The organism is Massilia sp. LXY-6 (genome assembly GCF_051233485.1).
Classification (GTDB): Bacteria; Pseudomonadota; Gammaproteobacteria; order Burkholderiales; family Burkholderiaceae_D; genus Telluria.
In genome coordinates this window covers 132,431-150,375 of the sequence record NZ_JBKFGF010000001.1, presented here as the reverse complement: position 1 = coordinate 150,375, position 17,945 = coordinate 132,431, and the positions used below count along the sequence as shown (strand labels likewise).

18 protein-coding genes are annotated in these 17,945 nt (G+C 64.8%); 8 read left to right on the top strand and 10 right to left on the bottom strand.

Annotated features, from left to right (window positions below):
* Positions 1–48 precede the first annotated feature (48 nt).
* The 4 genes from ACI48D_RS00650 to ACI48D_RS00635 all read right to left on the bottom strand — a co-directional run bounded on the left by ACI48D_RS00650 (position 49) and on the right by ACI48D_RS00635 (position 3,472).
* The gene (locus tag ACI48D_RS00650; RefSeq protein WP_435569271.1) at positions 49–672 is read right to left on the bottom strand and encodes an L-threonylcarbamoyladenylate synthase; all 624 of its coding nucleotides are present in this window, start codon (positions 670–672) and stop codon (positions 49–51) included.
* Complete coding sequence (gene htpX / locus ACI48D_RS00645; protein ID WP_435569270.1) at positions 669–1,565, bottom strand: protease HtpX; 897 nt, start codon at positions 1,563–1,565, stop codon at positions 669–671. Before htpX ends, ACI48D_RS00650 begins: the two co-directional genes overlap by 4 nt.
* Positions 1,566–1,690: 125 nt before the next feature.
* On the bottom strand, positions 1,691–2,524 hold the full coding sequence (locus ACI48D_RS00640; RefSeq protein WP_435569269.1) for a 3',5'-nucleoside bisphosphate phosphatase: 834 nt from the start codon (positions 2,522–2,524) through the stop codon (positions 1,691–1,693).
* A gap of 69 nt (positions 2,525–2,593) precedes the next feature.
* The gene (locus tag ACI48D_RS00635; protein ID WP_435569268.1) at positions 2,594–3,472 is read right to left on the bottom strand and encodes an alpha/beta fold hydrolase; all 879 of its coding nucleotides are present in this window, start codon (positions 3,470–3,472) and stop codon (positions 2,594–2,596) included.
* A gap of 159 nt (positions 3,473–3,631) precedes the next feature.
* On the opposite strand from ACI48D_RS00635, the gene ACI48D_RS00630 reads away from it, so the two are divergent.
* The 4 genes from ACI48D_RS00630 to ACI48D_RS00615 all read left to right on the top strand — a co-directional run bounded on the left by ACI48D_RS00630 (position 3,632) and on the right by ACI48D_RS00615 (position 6,362).
* Positions 3,632–4,156, top strand: coding sequence for a gamma carbonic anhydrase family protein (locus tag ACI48D_RS00630; RefSeq protein WP_435569267.1), 525 nt, complete (start codon positions 3,632–3,634; stop codon positions 4,154–4,156).
* 3 nt (positions 4,157–4,159) lie between these two features.
* Entirely contained in the window at positions 4,160–5,116 is a 957-nt protein-coding gene (gene hslO, locus ACI48D_RS00625) for an Hsp33 family molecular chaperone HslO (RefSeq protein WP_435569266.1), read from the top strand.
* Positions 5,117–5,141: 25 nt separating this feature from the next.
* A complete protein-coding gene (locus ACI48D_RS00620) occupies positions 5,142–5,582 on the top strand; it encodes an acyl-CoA thioesterase (RefSeq protein WP_435569265.1) in 441 nt (146 codons plus the stop codon).
* A 378-nt stretch (positions 5,583–5,960) separates the two neighbouring features.
* Entirely contained in the window at positions 5,961–6,362 is a 402-nt protein-coding gene (locus ACI48D_RS00615) for a PAAR domain-containing protein (protein ID WP_435569264.1), read from the top strand.
* Between the two features lie 97 nt (positions 6,363–6,459).
* Here the strand turns inward: ACI48D_RS00615 and ACI48D_RS00610 are convergent, their stop codons facing one another.
* The 5 genes from ACI48D_RS00610 to ACI48D_RS00590 all read right to left on the bottom strand — a co-directional run bounded on the left by ACI48D_RS00610 (position 6,460) and on the right by ACI48D_RS00590 (position 11,125).
* On the bottom strand, positions 6,460–6,726 hold the full coding sequence (locus tag ACI48D_RS00610) for a hypothetical protein (protein ID WP_435569263.1): 267 nt from the start codon (positions 6,724–6,726) through the stop codon (positions 6,460–6,462).
* A 13-nt stretch (positions 6,727–6,739) separates the two neighbouring features.
* A complete protein-coding gene (ftsB, locus tag ACI48D_RS00605; protein ID WP_435569262.1) occupies positions 6,740–7,105 on the bottom strand; it encodes a cell division protein FtsB in 366 nt (121 codons plus the stop codon).
* Between the two features lie 56 nt (positions 7,106–7,161).
* A complete protein-coding gene (gene eno / locus ACI48D_RS00600; RefSeq protein ID WP_435569261.1) occupies positions 7,162–8,445 on the bottom strand; it encodes a phosphopyruvate hydratase in 1,284 nt (427 codons plus the stop codon).
* 146 nt (positions 8,446–8,591) lie between these two features.
* The gene (gene kdsA / locus ACI48D_RS00595) at positions 8,592–9,443 is read right to left on the bottom strand and encodes a 3-deoxy-8-phosphooctulonate synthase (protein ID WP_435569260.1); all 852 of its coding nucleotides are present in this window, start codon (positions 9,441–9,443) and stop codon (positions 8,592–8,594) included.
* On the bottom strand, positions 9,440–11,125 hold the full coding sequence (locus tag ACI48D_RS00590; protein WP_435569259.1) for a CTP synthase: 1,686 nt from the start codon (positions 11,123–11,125) through the stop codon (positions 9,440–9,442). Before ACI48D_RS00590 ends, kdsA begins: the two co-directional genes overlap by 4 nt.
* A gap of 220 nt (positions 11,126–11,345) precedes the next feature.
* On the opposite strand from ACI48D_RS00590, the gene ACI48D_RS00585 reads away from it, so the two are divergent.
* The 3 genes from ACI48D_RS00585 to ACI48D_RS00575 all read left to right on the top strand — a co-directional run bounded on the left by ACI48D_RS00585 (position 11,346) and on the right by ACI48D_RS00575 (position 14,470).
* The gene (locus tag ACI48D_RS00585; RefSeq protein ID WP_435569258.1) at positions 11,346–12,956 is read left to right on the top strand and encodes a methyl-accepting chemotaxis protein; all 1,611 of its coding nucleotides are present in this window, start codon (positions 11,346–11,348) and stop codon (positions 12,954–12,956) included.
* Between the two features lie 83 nt (positions 12,957–13,039).
* On the top strand, positions 13,040–13,441 hold the full coding sequence (locus ACI48D_RS00580) for a PRC-barrel domain-containing protein (protein WP_435569257.1): 402 nt from the start codon (positions 13,040–13,042) through the stop codon (positions 13,439–13,441).
* Between the two features lie 438 nt (positions 13,442–13,879).
* Positions 13,880–14,470, top strand: a complete 591-nt coding sequence (locus ACI48D_RS00575; RefSeq protein WP_435569256.1) for a PEP-CTERM sorting domain-containing protein — start codon at positions 13,880–13,882, stop codon at positions 14,468–14,470.
* Positions 14,471–14,656: 186 nt separating this feature from the next.
* On the opposite strand, the gene ACI48D_RS00570 is transcribed toward ACI48D_RS00575, so the two are convergent.
* On the bottom strand, positions 14,657–15,982 hold the full coding sequence (locus ACI48D_RS00570) for an amidohydrolase (protein ID WP_435569255.1): 1,326 nt from the start codon (positions 15,980–15,982) through the stop codon (positions 14,657–14,659).
* A gap of 239 nt (positions 15,983–16,221) precedes the next feature.
* On the opposite strand from ACI48D_RS00570, the gene ACI48D_RS00565 reads away from it, so the two are divergent.
* Positions 16,222–17,934 (top strand): methyl-accepting chemotaxis protein, encoded by a 1,713-nt coding sequence (locus ACI48D_RS00565; RefSeq protein WP_435569254.1) that lies wholly within the window; start codon positions 16,222–16,224, stop codon positions 17,932–17,934.
* Positions 17,935–17,945 lie beyond the last annotated feature (11 nt).

Here is a 17,945-nt window from a genome sequence, read left to right as displayed (position 1 = left end):
TTCTAACAGAGCCCGCGATAACGGAGCCTGCGACCTCGCCGGCCGCAACTACAGACCAAACACGGCCGGATCGCCGCGGCCGGCGCGCAGCAGCACCGGTTCGGGCCCGGTCAGGTCGACGATGGTGGTGGGCTCGAGGGTGCCGGCGCCGCCGTCGATCACGAGGTCGAGCTGCTTGCCGATGCGCTCGCGCACCTCTTCCGGATCGGACAGCATGTGCTCGTCGCCGGGCAGCTGCAGGGTCGTGCCGATCAGCGCCTCACCCAGTTCGTCCAGCAGCGCCAGCAGGATCGCGTTCTCGGGCACGCGGATCCCGATCGTCTTGCGCGACGGGTGCGACAGGCGGCGCGGCACTTCATGGGTGGCGTCGAGGATGAGCGTATAGGGGCCGGGCGTGACCGCCTTCAGGACGCGGTACTGGCGGTTGTCGACGCGCGCGTAGGTGGAGATCGCGGACAGGTCGCGCACCAGCAGGGTCAGGTGGTGCTTTTCGTCGACGCCGCGGATCCGCCGCAGCTTCTCGACGGCGTTCTTGTCGTCGAGGCGGCACACCAGGGCGTAGGCCGAATCGGTCGGCACGGCGACGATGCCGCCCGACTCGATGATCTGCGCGGCCTGGCGAATCAGGCGCGGCTGCGGGTTCTCGTGATGGATCTCGAAATATTGGGTCATCGTGCAAACCCCGGCTGGCGCAGGGTTTGCAGGGCCGCGATCCGCTCTTCCATCGGCGGGTGGGTGGCGAACAGGGCGCCCCAGCCACCGCCGCCGCCGGAAATGCCGGACGCCGCCATCGACTGCGGCAGGCCGCCCGACTGCAGGCCGCCGAGGCGCATCAGCGCATGCTGCATCGGCAGCGGGCTGTTCAGCAGACGCGCCGAGCCGGCGTCCGCGCGGAACTCGCGCTGGCGCGAAAACCAGGCCACGATGATCGAGGCGACCAGGCCGAACACGATCTGGCAGACGAACACGGTGACGGCATAGCCGATGCCGGGCCCGCGATCGGTCTCGCCGCGGCGCAGCATGCTGTCGACGAAGAAGCCGACCACCCGTGCCAGGAACACGACGAAGGTGTTGACCACGCCCTGGATCAGGGTCAGCGTGACCATGTCGCCGTTGGCCACGTGCGCGATCTCGTGGCCCAGCACGGCCTCGATTTCTTCATGGTTCATGCTGGCCAGCAGGCCGGTGGACACCGCCACCAGCGCGGAATTCTTGAAGGCGCCGGTGGCGAAGGCGTTCGGCTCGCCGTCATAGACCGCCACTTCCGGCATCGCGATGCCGGCGCGCTCGGCCAGCGCGCGCACCGTGTTCAGCAGCCACAGCTCGGTGGCGTTGGCCGGCTGCCCGATCACGCGCGCGCCGGTGGTCCACTTGGCCATCGGCTTGCTCATCAGTAGCGAGATGATCGAGCCGGTGAAACCCACGACCAGCGAGAACACCAGCAGTGCTCCCAGGTTGAGGCCGTTTGCGCTCACCGCGCGTCCGACGCCGAGCACGTTGAGCACGATCGACAGCACGAGCACCACCGCGAGGTTGGTGGCGATGAACAGGACGATGCGTTTCATGGGGTGATGGTCTCCCGGCGGGTTCTGGATATCAGGCTGCCAATGTAAGGGTCCCCGGTCAGCGTTTCAAGTGCAACGTCGCCCCCGCCTCAGCGGGAACGACGAGTCAAACTGCGCGAACCGGGTTAAAACCAGTCGTGCCAGACCGGCGTCAGCCCCGCCGGCAATGGCGGCAGCTTGTCGAATTCCACCCTCGACTCGCCCGGCGCATGGAAATCGGTGCCGCGCGAGGCCAGGAAGCCGTAGCGGCGCGCCTGCTCGGCATAGGTTTCGTACTGGTCCGGCGCGTGGCTGCCGGTGACGACCTCGATGGCCTTGCCGCCCAGTTGCTTGAATTCGTCGAACAGCGCCCCCTCGGCCAGCGGCGAGAAGGGGTAGCGGCCCGGGTGGGCAATCACGGGGATACCGCCGGCCTTGCGGATCCAGCCGACCGCATCGGTCAGGCTGGCCCAGCGGTGCGGCACATAGCCGGGCTTGCCTTCGGTCAGGTATTTGCGGAACACCTCCGCGGTGCTGCCACAGGCGCCGATCTCGACCAGGTAGCGCGCGAAGTGGGTGCGCGACAGCAGGTCCGGATTGCCGACGTACCTGAGCGCACCTTCGTAGGCGCCGGGGATGCCGGCACGATCGAGCTGGGCGGCGATCTCGCGCCCGCGCTCGTCGCGCCCGTGGCGGGTCGCCGCCAGGCCCTGGACCAGCGCCGGCTCGTCCTCGTTCACCTGCAGGCCGACCACGTGCACGGTTTCTCCGCCCCAGGTCACGGAAATCTCGACGCCCGGCACGAAGCGCATCCCGAGCCCGGTTGCCGCGTCGCGCGCGGCCTTGATGCCGCCGACCTCGTCGTGGTCGGTCAGCGCCCAGACGTCGACCCCGCCCTTGCGGGCATAGGCCGCCACGGCGGCCGGCGCGAGCACGCCGTCGGAGACGTTGGAATGGCAGTGAAGATCGACTTTTAGCATCCGATCATTGTACCTTCAACGGGGGCGGATCACGACGCGTCCGCGCGGGAACGTGGTGCCCACCCTACGTCATGCAGCCAGGAACTCCTCGATCATCCGCGCCAGCAATTCCGGCTGGTCATGGTGCAGCATGTGGCCGGCGTCCGGCACCATGCGCGGCGTCACCCTGGCCAGGTGGCCCATGCGGCGCTCGACTTCGCCGCGCGCCTGCTCCTTCGGCCCCATCCACAGCCACATATTCGTGTGTTCGGCCTCGACCCACAGCACCGGCGCGGTGACCCGGCGCCAGCAGGCCAGCACTTCGTCGACGTGGTACAGCAGCGGGCCGTGCATCTTGTGGAAAGGGTCGCCCAGGATCTCCCATTCCCCGGCCTCGTTCTGCGCCGCCCAGTGCGGCGCCAGGAAGGCCGCGCGCTCGGCCGGCAGGCGCGGATTGGTCTTCTGCAGGCGCGCCGCCACCTCGGCTAGGCTGGCGTAGGGACGCATGCCCGGGGGCGACTTCAGTTCGTCCAGCCAGGCGGCGTAGCGGCCGGGCGCCTGTTCGGGGCGGGTCGGCGCCAGGCCGAAGCCTTCCAGGTTGATCAGGCGGGCGACACGCTCCGGACGGATGCCGGCGTAGATGCTGGCGATGTTGCCGCCCATGCTGTGGCCCAGCAGCTTGACGGCTTCGCCCGGGGCATAATGGTCGAGGATGGCGTCGAGGTCGGCGAAGTAGTCGGGGAACCAGTAGGTGTCGTTGCCCGACCGTTCGGTCAGGCCGAAGCCGCGCCAGTCGTGCGCGATCACGTGCCAGTCCCCTGCAAGAAAGTCGACCACGAACTGGAACGAGGCCGACATGTCCATCCAGCCGTGCGCCATGAAGATCTTCGGCGCGCCTTCCCTTCCCCAATGCCGGATGTGGGTGCGCAGGCCGCGGATGGTGAGGAATTCGGAACGGGATGGAGTCATGGCTTGTCTGGATGAGGGAACAAAAATCGAACGGTCGTTCACATTATAAACACAATGCTTGATAAAGCGCTCGGCGGCCCCATCTCAGCCACTTGCCGGACGACGGCGCGCGCAAGGGCGTAAAATAGCGCTTATTACAACCCTTCCGCGAGCATATCCATGGCAATTTACCAGTTGGGCGAGGATGCACCCGAGATCGACGTGTCGGCCTATGTGGCCGATTCGGCCAACCTGATCGGCAAAGTCACGCTGGAGGCGAAGGCCTCGGTGTGGGACGGCGTGACGATCCGCGGCGACAACGAGCGGATCACGATCGGCGAAAACAGCAATGTGCAGGAAGGCACGGTGATGCACACCGACATGGGCTACCCGATGGTGATCGGCAAGAACGTCACCATCGGCCACCAGGCCATGCTGCACGGCTGTACCGTCGGCGACGGTTCGCTGATCGGCATCCAGGCGGTCATCCTGAACGGCGCCAGGATCGGCAAGGGTTGCCTGGTCGGCGCCGGCGCCCTGGTGACCGAAGGGAAGGAATTCCCGGACCATTCGCTGATCCTCGGCACCCCGGCCAAGGTAGTGCGTACCCTCACGGAAGAAGACCTGCTCCGCCTGCAAGGCAATGCCGCCAGCTATGTCGAGCGCGGCCAGCGCTTCAAGGCGGAGCTCAAGAAAATCGGATAAAGAATGACGACTGACACCAGCAAGGACATCCTGCAAAAATTCATCTTCGACAACGCCGCCGTGCGCGGCGAGCTGGTCGAGATTTCCAAGACCTGGGCCGAGATCCAGTCGCGCCATGACTACCCGAAGGCGGTGAAGGGCTTGCTTGGCGAGATGGTCGCCGCGGCCGCGCTGCTGTCGGCCAACCTGAAGTTCAACGGCTCGATCGTGATGCAGATCTTCGGCGACGGCCCGGTCAAGTTGCTGGTGGTCGAGTGCGACGCCGAGCTGCACCTGCGCGCCACCGCCAAGCTGAGCCCGGGCGCCGTGGTGCCGGACCAAGCCTCGGTCACCGAGCTGCTCAATGCTACCGGCGCGGGCCGCTTCGTGATCACCCTCGACCCCAAGGACAAGGTGCCGGGCCAGCAGCCCTACCAGGGCGTGGTGCCGCTGGTCGGCGACAGCATGGCCACCGTGATCGAGAACTACATGCTGCGCTCCGAGCAGATGGACACCAAGTTGTGGCTGGCGGCCGACGACAAGGTCGCGCGCGGCCTGCTGCTGCAGAAGCTGCCGCGCCACAGCGCCGTCGAAGGCCAGGTTGCCCAGGCCACCGAGGAAGAAGACCTCGAGACCTGGAACCGCGCGCTGGCGCTGGGCGGCACCCTCAAGCGCGAGGAACTGCTGAGCGTCGACGTGCCGACCCTGCTGAAGCGCCTGTTCTGGGAAGAGACGATCCGCGTGTTCGATCCGATGAACCCGGAATTCCGCTGCACCTGCTCGCGCGAAAAGGTCGGCAACATGCTGAAGATGCTGGGCCGCGACGAGGTCGACTCGGCGCTGCACGACCTCGGCCAGCTGGCGATCAACTGCGACTTCTGCGGCAAGCACTACGAGTTCGACGCGGTCGACTGCGCCCAGCTGTTCGCCAGCGACACCACGGCCGACGCGGTGCTGCCGGCATCCGACGTCAAGCACTAACGTACTACGCACCAACAAGGACCGCATGCGCGACACGCCCCGCTCCGCTTTCCCGCACTTTTGCGAGATCGCTACCCGCTGGATGGACAATGACGTCTACGGCCACGTCAACAACGTCCATTACTACAGCTACTTCGATACGGCGGTAAACCGCTTCCTGATCGAACGGGGCGTGCTCGACATTCACGGCGGCAAGACCGTGGGGTTCGTGGTCGAGACCGGATGCTCCTACTTCCGCTCGATCGCGTTCCCGGACACCGTGCACGTGGGCGTGCGCGTGGCCAAGCTGGGCAACTCCAGCGTGCGCTACGAGATCGCTTTATATCGCAACGACGACGAGATGCCGGCCGCGGCCGGGCATTTCGTGCATGTCTACGTCGACCGCGAAAGCAGCCGGCCGGTGCCGATTCCGGAAGGAACGCGGGCGTTGCTGGCTGGCCTCGAAGCTCCTCCCAGCGCGGCATAGGTCGCATGCACGCGCGGCGTGCATATCATCGGCGTACTCGGCAGCGTTCCATTCCGCCGAGGTCTTCATGCGCCGCTTCATTCTCCCTGCCCTGCTCGCCGGCCTGTGCGCCTCCGCCCAAGCCGCCGTCCACACGATGGCAAGGTCCTCGCCAAGACGCTGATCGACTGATAGGGACAGCGGGAAGCGTGGCTGTCGGAATTCCCTGATTCCCGTACATGCCATGGGTAAAGTTGACAAAAATCAATTGGCATTAATCAACTGCACTGTCCAATGGCGCTGTGTATGAATTCGTGCACACGGTGCCGGGATAATGTCGCTTTTATACAAAGGCGACATTGCTTCGGTCAGTCGAATCCGTCGTTTTTGGAGATCAGGATGAATAAAGCAGTTTCCACGCATACCCATCGTGAAACCGATACCCCGCCGCGCAAGGTGCTGGCCCGCTACCCGATCGCGACCATCGGATCGCGCACCAGCCGCGGGGGCCAGGTGGTGCTTGCATCGAACGAGCAGTACGGCGATGAGTACCGGATTGCCTGCGTCGGCGACCGGGTGCGCTACCCGGACGGCAGCGAAAGCGTGATTACCTCGGGGGCGGGTCATGCGTCCACCTTCGCCAACCGCCCGATCGCGCTGGTCGGCAGCCACGTCGCCAACGGCGACCGCATCGTCGCGCGCGCGCAGAGCATCGGCGAGATCGTGGTGCTGGAAGGGGAACCGGTGCCGGGCCTGCTCGAGCCGGGCTATGTGCCGCCGCTGGCGGCCTGCGCCGGCTGATGTGAGGATTCGGTGTGGTCGTCCACGCGCAGGCGGGGATCCATACCGGGCAGCAGAAATCGCGCCGTCCGCTGTGTGGCGGCCGGCGCTGACGGTATCAGGGCATATGCAGGTCGATCACCTTCATGATCGCCAGCGTGGTGTCGAGGCTCATCTCGCCGGCGCGCATGGCGTCCGCCAGCTGGGCGCGCGGCAGGCTGGCGGCGGCGGCCAGCGCGTCCAGGCCGCCCGAGTCGGCGACCTGCGCCAGCGCCACCGCCATGGCGTCGGCGTCGCCGCTCTCGAAGGCCGCGGCCAGGTAGGCGGCGACGGCTTCCAGCGTGTTCAGCGTGGCCGGGTCACGGGCGGAAAAGTCCTGGGTCATGGGGAGGCGCTTGTCAGTCTTCGGGCGGCTTCTGGGCCTTGCCGCCCTTCGCGTTCTTCGGTTCGCGCGGCGGCGGCGGCGGGGTCATCATGACCGCCGGCTTCTCGTCCTTGCGCAGCACCTGCACAAAGATCTCGTTCTGCTTGATCATGCCGAGTTCGTAGCGGGCACGTTCCTCGACGGCTTCGGTGCCGTCCTTCAGGTCGCGCACTTCGGAATCGAGCTTGGCGTTGCGCGCCTTCAGCTGCTCGGTACGCGCGCGGCTGCCGGCGAGCTGGCTTTCGAGGTCGGCGACGGCCAGCCAGCCCCCTTTCCCCAGCCACAAGGGGTACTGGATCAGCAGCAGCAAGGCGGCAAGGGCAAGGGTGATGAGGCGCATCGGCTGGACAGGAAATGACGGCTGGCCGACGTCACGCCGGCCAGCTTGCTGCTAAATTACTTCAGGTTGTAGAACGCGTCGCGGCCCGGGTAGCTGGCGATGTCGCCCAGGTCTTCCTCGATGCGCAGCAGCTGGTTGTACTTGGCCATGCGGTCCGAACGCGACATCGAGCCGGTCTTGATCTGCAGGGCGTTCAGGCCGACCGCGATGTCGGCGATGGTCGAGTCTTCGGTTTCGCCCGAGCGGTGCGAGATCACGGCGGTGTAGCCGGCGCGCTTGGCCATCTCGATGGCGGCGAAGGTCTCGGTCAGGGTGCCGATCTGGTTGATCTTGATGAGGATCGAGTTGGCGACGCCCTTCTGGATGCCCTCTTTCAGGATCTTGGTGTTGGTGACGAACAGGTCGTCGCCCACCAGCTGCACGCGCTTGCCCAGCGCGGCGGTCAGGGTCGCCCAGCCGTCCCAGTCGCCTTCGGCCATCGCGTCCTCGATCGAGATGATCGGGTACTTGTCGCACCAGGTCGACAGCATGTTGGTGAAGTCCTGGGCCGACAGGTTCAGGCCCTCGCCTTCCAGCACGTACTTGCCGTCCTTGTAGAACTCGCTGGCGGCGCAATCCAGGCCGATCGCGATCTGGGTGCCCGCGTCAAAGCCGGCCTGTTCGATCGCCTGCATGATCAGCTTGATGGCTTCCTCATGGTTGGCGACCGACGGGGCGAAGCCGCCTTCGTCGCCGACGGCGGTGCTCAGGCCCTTGCTGTGCAGGATCTTCTTCAGGGTGTGGAACACCTCGGCGCCGTAGCGGATGGCTTCCTTGAACGAAGGCGCGCCGACTGGGATGATCATGAATTCCTGGATGTCCAGGTTGTTGTCGGCGTGGGCGCCGCCGTTGATGACGTTCATCATCGGCACCGGCATCTGCATCGCGCCCGAACCGCCGAAGTAGCGGTACAGCGGCAGGCCGGCTTCCTCGGCGGCTGCCTTGGCCACGGCCATGGAGACGGCCAGCATCGCGTTCGCGCCCAGGCGGCTCTTGTTCTCGGTGCCGTCCAGGTCGATCAGGGTGCGGTCCAGGAATGCCTGTTCGTTGGCGTCCAGGCCCATGATGGCTTCGCTGATCTCGGTGTTGATGTTCTCGCAGGCCTGCAGCACGCCCTTGCCGAAGTAACGCTTCGGATCGCCGTCGCGCAGTTCGATCGCTTCGCGCGAACCGGTCGATGCGCCCGACGGCACGGCGGCGCGGCCCATCACGCCCGATTCCAGCAGCACATCGCACTCGACGGTCGGATTGCCGCGCGAGTCAATGATTTCGCGGCCGATGATATCAACGATAGCACTCATGGTTTTTCAGTCTCCAGAAAGTAAGAAATCGGTAACGAGGCACTTAGCCGCAGGTGCCTCATCGTCGCCCCCGCGCAGGCGGGGGTCCAAGTTCGTGGTAGACCAACGAAACTTGGGTTCCCGCCTCCGCGGGAACGACGAGCTGTTTATTTGAAGTTCGACTCGATGAATCCAGCCTTCTTGACGATACGGTCGATCTCGACCAGCGTGCTCAAGAGCTCCTTCATGCGCCCCAGCGGCACCGCGTTCGGGCCGTCCGACAGTGCGCAGGCCGGGTCCGGGTGCGTTTCCATGAACAGGCCGGACACGCCGGCTGCCACGGCGGCGCGCGCCAGCACCGGCACGTGCTCGCGCTGGCCGCCGGACGAGGTGCCCTGGCCGCCCGGCAGCTGCACCGAGTGGGTCGCATCGAACACGATCGGGCAGTTCGATTCGCGCATGATGGCGAGCGAGCGCATGTCCGACACCAGGTTGTTGTAGCCGAACGAGACGCCGCGTTCGCAGGCCATGAACTGGTCCGGCAGGCCCACTTCCGCAGCCGCGGCGCGCGCCTTGTCGATCACGTTCTTCATGTCGCCCGGCGCCAGGAACTGGCCCTTCTTGATGTTGACCGGCTTGCCCGAACGCGCGACGGCGTTGATGAAATCGGTCTGGCGGCACAGGAAGGCCGGGGTCTGCAGCACGTCGACGACGCTGGCCACGACCGGGATCTCTTCCTCGGTGTGGACGTCGGTCAGGACCGGCACGCCGATTTCCTTGCGCACGTCGGCCAGGATCTCCAGGCCCTTGTCCATGCCCGGGCCGCGGAACGACTTGCCCGACGAGCGGTTGGCCTTGTCGAACGACGATTTATAGATGTACGGGATGCCGAGCGCCGAGGTGATTTCCTTGAGCTGCCCGGCGACGTCCATCGCCATCTGGCGCGATTCGATCACGCAGGTGCCGGCAATCAGGAAGATCGGCTGGTCGAGGCCGACTTCGAATCCGCAAAGCTTCATGCTGCATCTCCTTGCAGGGCCGGCGCGCGCTGCTCCGCCGCCTGCTGATTGGTGTTGCCGGCCTGGTGGGACAAGGCCGCCTTGATGAACGAGGTGAACAGCGGATGGCCGTTACGCGGAGTCGACTTGAACTCCGGGTGGAACTGGACGCCGATGTACCATGGGTGCACGCTGCGCGGCAGCTCCATGATCTCGCACAGGTCTTCGTTCGGGGTGCGGGCCGACACCACCAGGCCGGCGGCTTCGACCTTCGGCAGGTAGTAATTGTTCGCTTCGTAGCGGTGACGGTGGCGCTCGGTCACGACGTTGCCGTAGATTTCGGCGGCCAGCGTGCCCGGGTTCACCGCGCAGGTCTGGGCGCCCAGGCGCATGGTGCCGCCCAGGTCGGAATTCGTGTCGCGCTGCTCGACCTTGCCGTCGTGGTTCTGCCACTCGGTGATCAGGGCCACGACCGGCTGGTCGGTTTCCGGATCGAACTCGGTCGAATTCGCGTTCGGCAGGCCGGCCATGTGGCGCGCGTATTCGATCAGCGCGACCTGCATGCCCAGGCAGATGCCGAGGTAGGGGATGCCGTTTTCGCGGGCATAGCGGGCAGCCATGATCTTGCCCTCCACGCCGCGCTTGCCGAAGCCGCCCGGCACCAGGATGGCGTCATACTTGGCCAGGTGGGCGCAACCGGTGGTCTCGATCTCTTCCGAGTCGATGTACTCGATGTTGACGCGGCTTTCGGTGTGGATGCCGGCGTGGCGCAGCGCCTCGGTCAGCGATTTATAGGACTCGATCAGGTCGACGTACTTGCCGACCATGCCGATGGTCACTTCGTGCTTCGGGTTCTCCAGCGTGTGGATCAGTTTCGTCCACATCGACAGGTCGGCCGGCGGCGCGTCGATGCCCAGCGCTTCCAGGATGATGTCGTCCAGGCCCTGGTCGCGCAGCACCTGCGGGACCTTGTAGATGGTGTCGACGTCCCATACCGAGATCACGGCCTGCTCTTCGACGTTGGCGAACAGCGAGATCTTGGCGCGCTCGTCGTCCGGAATGCGGCGGTCGGCACGGCACAGCAGCGCGTTCGGCGAAATGCCGATCTCGCGCAGCTTTTGCACCGAGTGCTGGGTAGGCTTGGTCTTCAGTTCGCCGGCCGAGGCGATCCAGGGCACCAGGGTCAGGTGCACGAAGGCGGTCGACTTGCGGCCCAGGCGCAGCGACAGCTGGCGCGCAGCTTCCAGGAAGGGCAGCGATTCAATGTCGCCGACGGTGCCGCCGATCTCGACCAGCGCCACGTCCACGCCTTCGGCGCCGCGGCGGATGTAGTCCTGGATCTCGTTGGTGATGTGCGGGATCACCTGCACGGTCTTGCCGAGGTACTCGCCGCGGCGTTCCTTGCGGATCACCGATTCATAGATCTGGCCGGTGGTGAAGTTGTTCACCTTGCGCATGCGGGTGCTGATGAAGCGCTCGTAGTGGCCGAGGTCGAGGTCGGTCTCGGCGCCATCGTCGGTGACAAAGACTTCGCCGTGCTGGGTCGGGCTCATCGTGCCCGGGTCCACGTTGATATACGGGTCCAGCTTGAGCATGGTGACTTTGAGACCGCGCGATTCGAGGATCGCGGCGAGGGAAGCGGCCGCGATCCCTTTACCCAGGGAAGACACGACGCCGCCAGTGACGAATACGAATTTGGTCATTGTGCAGAAGGTGCCGAACGGCACGCGCGGGAAATAGAAATTATACCTTAAAACCCGCAAATGCTTCTTCAATACAACTTGGCAACACGCGCAAAGCCACGCCTTTGCTCGAGCTGCTTCCTGTCACGTGTTGCAAAGCAGCATCACTGCCGGCTGTCGAAAGCTTTTTGTAACCTTGAAGCAGGTAAAATTTCCGCAAATAAATAACCGAGGATGTGCAGTGAGTTTCTTTAACAACATAAATATCGGAAAGCGCCTCGGCGCCGGATTTTCCCTGGTGCTGGCGCTGACCGTCCTGATTGCCGGCGCCGGCATCTGGCGCCTGGATGCGGTGGCCGACGCCACCAGCGACATGATGGCCGCGCCGCTGGCGAAAGAGCGCCTGATCACCGAATGGCATACCCAGACCTTTGCTGCAGTGCGCCGAACCGCCGCCATCGTCAAGAGCAGCGACCCCAGCCTGGTCGAATTCTTCAAGGCCGACGGCAGCAAGACGGCTGGCCGCACCACCGAGCTGATCAAGCAAATCGAACCCCTGCTCGAAGGCGACAAGGAACATGCCCTGTTCGATCACATCAGCGCGCTGCGCAAGGCCTACACCGCGGCCAAGGACAAGGCGATCAAGCTGCGCGCCGCGGGCGATGCCGACGGCGCCGACCGGACCCTGACCCAGGAATACGTGCCGGCCGCCGACGCCTACGAAAGCGCGCTGGCCGACCTGGTCAAGATCCAGCAGCAGCACATCGACGCCATCGCCGCCGACATCAAGGCCAATAACAAGGACGGCGTGCGCATGATCGGCATACTGGCCATCGCCGCGCTCGTGCTCGGCGCCCTCTGCTCGTGGGCGCTCACGGCCGCCATCGTGCGTCCGATCCGCCAGGCGGTCGGCGTGGCCGAGCAGGTGGCCGCCGGCGACCTGACCCAGCGCATCGAATCGGACGCCAGGGACGAAACCGGGGCCCTGCTGCGCGCACTGCGCCACATGAACGACAGCCTGCTGGCGATCGTCACCCAGGTGCGCACCGGCACCGATACCATCGCCACCGCCTCGTCGGAAATCTCGGCCGGCAACCTCGACCTGTCTTCGCGTACCGAGCAGCAGGCCGGTTCGCTCGAGGAGACCGCGGCCGCGGTCGAAGAGCTGACGAGCACCGTGCGCCAGAACGCCGACAACGCGCGCCAGGCCAACCAGCTGTCGATTACCGCCTCGGAAGTGGCGACCCAGGGCGGCGCCGTGGTGAACCAGGTGGTCGCCACGATGGGCGCCATCAACGAAGCCTCGCGCAAGATCGCCGACATCATCGGCGTCATCGACGGCATTGCCTTCCAGACCAACATCCTGGCCCTGAACGCCGCCGTCGAGGCGGCGCGCGCCGGCGAGCAAGGCCGCGGCTTCGCGGTCGTGGCCAGCGAAGTGCGCACCCTGGCCCAGCGCTCGGCCGCCGCGGCCAAGGAGATCAAGGTCCTGATCGTGGATTCGGTCGACAAGGTCGACAGCGGCAGCAAGCTGGTCGACCAGGCCGGCGCCACCATGGAACAGGTGGTCGACAGCATCCGCAAGGTGACCGACATCATGGCCGAGATCACCAGCGCCAGCGCCGAGCAGCGTACCGGCATCGAGCAGGTCAACCAGGCGATCGCCGACATGGATTCCTCGACCCAGCACAACGCGGCGCTGGTCGAGCAGTCGGCCGCCGCGGCCGGCTCGCTGCAGGAGCAGGCCGGCAAGCTGGCCCAGGTGGTCGGCCTGTTCAATGTGGCCGGCCAGGCCGCCCCGCTGCCGGCCGCGCGCGCCGGCAGGGCGCTGGCTGCGCCGCGCTCCTACTGAGGAGAGATGCGGGCCGGTACAGTCGCGAACGGAATTTCGCCGGACTCGGGTTATCCTTGCGCTTCCGAATACTGGAGGCGCAAATGTCCTACGAGGAACGAGACGACTACGGCATGTACAAGAACAAGCATGGCAAGGGACCGGGCCCTGAACTGATGGGCACGAACACCCTGATCGGCGACCATGTCCATAACCTGCAGAACGAACACCTGGGCGTCATCAAGGAATTCATGGTGGACATGCGCACCGGCGCCATCGCCTATGCCGTGATGTCGTCCAGCCGCTTCCTCGGGCTGGGCGAAAAGCTGTTCGCGGTGCCCTGGCAAGCCCTGGCCCTCGACCCGCAGCACAAGCGCTTCACGATGGACATCCCGAAGGAGCGCATCGACGGCGCTCCCGGTTTCGATACCGACCACTGGCCGGACATGGCCGACCTCGAATGGGTCGGCGCGGTGCATCACTACTACGGCACGCAGCCGGCATGAGCCGCCGGGCGCTGTGCGCTGTGCGCACGCACGATCCTTGCGGCCCTGCTCCCCTTCTCCATCGCGGCATCCGCGCTCGCCGCCGACAGCTGCTCCTTGCCGGCTGCGGATCCGGTATTGCGGCCGGGCGCCCGCAGGGCCCGGACCGGACCGAGGACGAGTGGATCGACTCTACTCGAAGAACGCACCCCGTCGAAGTAAGCGGACGTTGCCCTCACCAAGCGAGCCGCCACAAACCGCAGGTCCTTCGCTCGAGTACCCGGAACTGGTTTGCCGCCCGCTTCGTTGGTTGACGAGTTGTCGAAAAATCTTACATCTTAGACAATGTCAAAATAATTTTTTTCCTAAAAACAATTAGTTACATAATTGGCACAAGTTTTGCTTATTAGGAATTGAAGTTTAAAAACCTGTTAAATAACCAAAACTAGGGCCAACTATATGTACCCATCTATCCGTCGCGCTATCCCAGCAGTTGCACTGCTCCTTGCCATGCCGTTGGCAATCGCCAGTCCCGTCACGATTTTCCAGGATAATTTCGATGGCCAGAACCGCAACCTCGTTGGTAATGGCTGGACTGAAACAGAAAATCAGAACTCGAACGTCAGGATCGTTAACAATACGCTTGAACTCAAGAGCCCGAATTCCGCAGCGACTCATACTATCGATGCCTCGGGTTACCATGACGTTCAAGTCAACTTCCTGTGGTCGCCGCTGACCGCCTCCGATCAGACTGACTTTCTGAAGGTCTCGTGGAAGAAAACTTCGGACACGGTTTTCACGAACATTGCTTCCATTTCGCTGGGCGGCCCTGGTAACTTTGCCCCCGCATCGTTTAGCCTCGGCCAATTGGCAGATAACTCCATGATCGATCTTCGTTTCTGGGTAAGTGTCGACAAAACCGGCGAAGGCGCGTACATCGATTCCTTGAACGTTACTGCAGTGCCGGAACCGGGTTCCCTTGCACTCCTTGGAATTGGACTTCTGGGCGCGGCGCTTGGATTCCGACGCAACAAATCAGCTAACCGATAAGCGCTCTACGCATCGCGTTGGAATGGTCAAGGCAATGCCCCTGACATGAACAGGCCCCAAAAGTTGTCTCCAACTTTTGGGGCCTGTTAGCTTGTTCCACAAAATCGCGCAAGACAGGACAGGGACAAGGTCTCAGCTAGCTGTTGCCGCTGCGGGTTCTCGCCTTCGCGGGATCGATCCGGTTGCTTACTTCTTCGGCGCCATCAGGTCCAGCAGGATCGCGGTCTCGGCCTTGATGGTGTTGGTCACGGTTGGCTTGAAGTCCGGCGCCCATTGCGGCGAGTGGGTGCCCGGCAGCGGCTGGCCGGCCTTCTTGGCGGCGGCCAGGCGGCCCGCGTCGACCGCGCCGACGTGCAGCAGGATCGCCTTCACGCCCGGCTGCTGGCCGTACTGCGAGAAGTCTTCCGACGTCATCTTGGCCGGCATTTCCTTCACGAACTCGGGACCGACCGCGCCCTGCACGGCCTTGACCATGCGATCGACCAGCTCGGGATCGTTGTAGACCGAATCAGTGCCCGGCTTGACTTCGACCAGCGGCTCCTTCGGCGCGCCGGCGGCCAGCGCCTCGCCCTTGGCTTCGCGCGCGATGCTGGCCAGCACGCGCTGGCGCACTTCCGGCTTGAAGGTACGCACCGACAGCGACAGCTTGACCTGGTCCGGGATGATGTTGGCCTGGGTGCCGCCCTGGATGCTGCCGATGGTGATGACCACCGGGTCGAGCGGATTGTTTTCGCGCGAAACAAGAGTTTGAAGCGCAAGCACGAGGCGTGCGGCGATCACGATCGGGTCGCGGGTTTCGTGCGGCACGGCGCCGTGGCCGCCCTGGCCGAAGACGGTGATGTTGACGACGTCGGACGAAGCGCGGAACGGACCGGCGTGGTACATGACCGTGCCGGACGGGCCGCTGGCATCGTCGTGGAAGGACAGCGCGTAGTCAGGCTTCGGGAAGCGCTTGAACAGGCCGTCCTTCAGCATCGCCTCGGCGCCGCGCACGGTCTCTTCGGACGGCTGGCCGACCAGCATCAGGGTGCCGCTCCAGGCCTTGCGGTTCTCGGCCATCAGCTTGGCGGTGCCGTACCAGGCCGACATGTGCAGGTCGTGGCCGCAAGCGTGCATCACCGGCGTGGGTTCGCCGGCGGCGTTCTTGCCGGTGGCCTTGCTGGCGAACGGCAGGCTGGTCTTTTCCTGGACCGGCAGCGCGTCCATCTCGGTGCGCAGCATCACGGTCGGGCCGGGGCCGTTCTTCATGATCGCGACCACGCCGGTGCCGCCGACGCCGGTGGTGACTTCGAAGCCCAGCTTCTTGGCGAGTTCCGCCAGCTTGGCGGCGGTCTTGTGTTCGTCGAAACCGAGTTCCGGATTGCGGTGCAGGTCCTGGTACAGGGTCTCGATCGCCGGATAGTTGGCGTTGAGCTGCTCGGTGAACGGCGCAGGCAGCGATGCCGCGCTGGCGGCGCCGCCGATGATACCGGCCAGGAACAGGGTGTTGCGGAGAATGCTGGAGGGTTTCATGGGGAGGAGTTTCACGTTGTTTGGGTGAGAAAAAAGCAGGCGCGGATGGCATGCTCCTTTTTTCAGCCTAACAGATCACTCCATTTGCAACAATGTTCAATTTAACAATTCTCCTGTATGTATGTCGGATAATACCTACAAAATGTTGCAAAAATATTTCTATTTAGCATTTTTTGATTCCTTTGGGCAATTGTCCCCACGTACAATCCAGTTTTTTCTGGCTGCACAAAGGAAATTCGATGGGATTCGTTGCAAACATCAAGATCGGCAAACGCCTCGGACTCGGTTTTGCCGTCATTCTCGCGATGACGGTGGTCATTTCCGCCGTCGGCGCCTGGCGCATGGCCGAGGTGGCCGACGCGACCAAGGCCATGATGGCCGTGCCGCTCGCGAAAGAGCGCCTGATCACCGACTGGTACACCCTGAATTTCGCGTCGATCCGCCGCACGGCGGCCATCGCCAAGAGCGCCGATCCGTCGCTGGGCGCCTACTTCAAGGAAGACGCGGCCGCCTCGGTGAAGAAAGCCGCCGAGCTGCTCAAGCAGATCGAACCGCTGATCGCGGCCAGCGGTCCGGAAAAGGAGCTGTTTGCGAAGATCCTCGAACAGCGCAAGGTGTACAGTGCCTCACGCGACGGCACCGTCAAGGCCAAGGCCGACGGCAACGCCGAAGAAGCGGCACGCATCCTCGACAAGGAATTCACGCCGGCGGCGCAGAAGTACCAGGACCTGCTCCAGGAACTGGTCACCATGCAGCGCAGCAGCATGGACGCCACCGCCAACGGCATCGACGGCAACGCCGACAGCGCTACGAACCTGATCGTGATCCTGTGCGCCTGCTCGCTCGCGCTCGGCGGCGCGATCTCCTGGGTGCTCACCCGCGGCATCGTGCTGCCGATCCGCGATGCGGTGGCGGTGGCCGAAACCGTGGCGAGCGGCGACCTGACCCGCGACATCGTCGCCTCCACGAAGGACGAAACCGGCGCCCTGCTGCGCGCCTTGCGCCACATGAACGACAGCCTGGTGGGCATCGTCGGCCAGGTCCGCGGCGGCACCGATACCATCGCCACCGCCTCGCGCGAGATCAGCGCCGGCAACCTCGACCTCTCGAGCCGCACCGAACAACAGGCCGGCGCGCTGGAAGAGACGGCGGCCTCGATGGAAGAGCTGACCACCACCGTGCGCCAGAACGCCGACAATGCCCGCCAGGCCAACCAGCTCGCCATCGCCGCGTCGGAAGTGGCGACCCAGGGCGGCGCAGTGGTCGGCGAAGTGATCACCACCATGAGTGCGATCAACGACAGCTCGCAGCGCATCGCCGACATCATCGGCGTGATCGACGGCATCGCCTTCCAGACCAATATCCTGGCGCTGAACGCCGCCGTCGAAGCGGCGCGCGCCGGCGAACAGGGCCGCGGCTTCGCGGTCGTGGCCTCGGAAGTGCGCAACCTGGCGCAGCGCTCGGCGGCCGCGGCCAAGGAAATCAAGGAACTGATCACCGCCTCGGTGGCCAACGTCGACGCCGGCACCAGGCTGGTCGACCGGGCCGGCGCGACGATGGAAGAAGTGGTGGGCAGCATCCGCCGCGTGACCGACATCATGGCCGAGATCACCAGCGCCAGCCAGGAACAGACCGGCGGCATCGAGCAGGTCAACAGCGCCATCATCCAGATGGACCACGTGACCCAGCAGAACGCGGCCCTGGTCGAAGAAGCGGCGGCCGCCGCGACGTCGATGCAGGACCAGGCCGCCAAGCTGGCCGACGTGGTCAGCGTGTTCAAGCTGGACCGCGCGCACGAGCTCGGTGTAGCCAAGGCAGCGGCGGCACCTGTCAAGGCCGCCCCGGCCCGCCCTGCCCTGCCGCGCGCCGCAAAGCCGGTGGCGAAGGTGGCCGCGGCCAAGCCGGCCAAGCGCGCGAAGCAGGCGGTGGAAGCGGACTGGGAAGAGTTTTAATGTTTTGACCG